The sequence below is a fragment of the Halomonas sp. 707D4 genome (assembly GCF_024158685.1).
GTDB lineage: Bacteria > Pseudomonadota > Gammaproteobacteria > Pseudomonadales > Halomonadaceae > Vreelandella.
Genome location: NZ_JAMZBD010000518.1, coordinates 1 through 2,088, shown reverse-complemented (window position 1 = coordinate 2,088; position 2,088 = coordinate 1). Strand labels below are relative to the sequence as shown.

Annotated in this window: 1 protein-coding gene and 1 pseudogene; one reads left to right on the top strand and one right to left on the bottom strand. The window is 64.6% G+C overall.

The window, feature by feature from the left end; all coding sequences use genetic code 11:
* Nucleotides 1–18: 18 nt before the first annotated feature.
* On the bottom strand, nt 19–1,410 hold the full coding sequence (locus BIS11_RS16025; RefSeq protein WP_253418942.1) for a GntP family permease: 1,392 nt from the start codon (nt 1,408–1,410) through the stop codon (nt 19–21).
* A gap of 186 nt (nt 1,411–1,596) precedes the next feature.
* On the opposite strand from BIS11_RS16025, the pseudogene BIS11_RS16020 reads away from it, so the two are divergent.
* Nucleotides 1,597–2,088 (top strand): annotated as a pseudogene (locus BIS11_RS16020) (sodium:proton antiporter); the annotation flags it as partial.

Here is a 2,088-nt window from a genome sequence, read left to right as displayed (position 1 = left end):
AAACTACCTAAAAACTACCTAAAAACTACCGAACAGCGTTCCCAGAGTGATCACGCTAACCAGTGCGGCCACGGGTAGCAAGATGGTCACCATGGCGATATTGGCGTAGGACTGGCGATGGGTGAGCCCGCAGATGGCCAGCAGGGTGATCACGGCACCGGAATGGGGCAGGGTGTCCATGCCGCCGGCGGCCAGGGTGGCGACCCGATGCATCAACTCCGGGTCGATTCCCGCCTGCTGCGCCAGGGCCAGATACTCCTCGCCCAGAGTCTCCAGGGCGATCGACAGTCCGCCGGAGGAGGAGCCGGTGATGCCGGCCAGCACGCTCATCGCCAGCGCCTCGGAGATCAAGGGGTTGTCGGGCGAGACGTTGAGCACCGCATCGCGAATGATGGCGAAGCCCGCCAGGCTCGCGATCACCGCGCCGTAACCCACTTCCGAAGCGGTATTGAAGATCGGCAGGAGCGAGCCGAACACGCCCTTGTTGACCGTGGCCTTCAAGTCCGCCCAATGGCGCCAGCGAATGACGATCAGCCAGGTCGAAGCGCTCGACAGCGCCACCAGGATCGCCCATAGCCCCGCCTGGCTCTGGGACGACACGTTCTCGAAGGCATCGTCGATGGCACTCATGTCGAGGGCGGGAAAGACGCCGTAGGTGAACAGCGCGTTCAGCCCGATCACCATGACCAGCGGTATCAGCGCAAGGGGCAGCGTCATGCCGCGTGGCTCGTCCTGCTCGGCGGCGTCGGTCTCCTTCTCAGTATGCACGCCGTAGCCTTCGTCCGCCGCGCGCGCCTTGCGCACGCGCGACTGCAGGTAAACCATGCCGAGCCCCAGCATGATCATCCCGGCGATCACCCCGAGCCCCGGCGCGGCGAAGCTGTTGGTACCGAAGTAGGGGATGGGGATGGCGTTCTGGATCGCCGGGGTGCCGGGAAGCGCCGTCATGGTGAAGGTGAACGACCCGAGCGCGATGGCGGCGGGAATCAGGCGCTTGGGCACGTTCGCCTCGCGAAAGAGCTCGCGGCCGATGGGGTAGATGGCGAACGCCACCACGAACAGCGACACGCCGCCGTAGGTCAGCACCGCGCAGGCCAGGACCACCGTTAGCACCACGTGCCGGGTGCCCAGGCGGCGAACGATACCGTGGGAGATCGCCTGGGCGGCGCCGGAGTCCGCCATCAGCTGGCCGAACAGTGCCCCGAGCAGGAACAGCGGAAAGAACTGGATCACGTAGCCGCCGAGCGCCTGCATGAAGGTATCGGTGTAGACCGGCAGCAGGAAGGCCGCATCGCCGGAAAGCAGTACCGCAAGTGACGCCATGAGCGGCGCGAGCAGCAGCACCGAAATGCCGCGGTAGGCGAGCAGTATCAGAAGTGCCAGGGAAACGACAATAGCCAGCATGCTCATGGCGTGCCTCGAAGGGTGAGTGTGGGAAGAGGTGGTCGAACGTCGGGTCGAAAGGAAAGGTTAGGCACGTTGCTGCAAGGCAGCAATGAAGGGCCGACTAAAGTCTTAGTGCCGAAGGAGTGAGCCGTGAAGGGGCATCGACGCTGCGCAAGCGTGGGCGTATCTGCTAAGATTCGCCCGCCTCATATCCAACGACTCTCTAAAAAAGCGCTAGGTAATTCAATGAATGCAGTGATTATTGCGGTGCTCGTCATGGTAGCGCTGTCGCTTCTGCGCGTCTCGGTGGTGTTCGCGCTGGTGCTGGGCGCCATCGTCGGCGGGCTGGTGGGCGGGCTGTCTCTCGAGGATACGCTGGGCGCCTTCAACGACGGCGTCGGCGGTGGTGCCCAGGTGGCGCTGGCTTACGCCACGCTCGGCGCCTTCGCCGTGGCCCTGTCGCGCTCCGGGCTACCCGATCTGCTCGCCGCGCGTTTGATCCGACTGCTCGGCCAGGAGTCGAGCGCGGCGCACCAGGCGCGGGTCAAGTTCCTCCTTCTCGGCGCCATCCTGCTGATGGCGATCTTCTCCCAGAACGCCATTCCCGTGCATATCGCCTTCATCCCGATCCTGATCCCGCCGCTGCTGGCCTTGATGAACCGGCTTCAACTCGACCGGCGGGCGGTGGCCTGCGCGCTCACC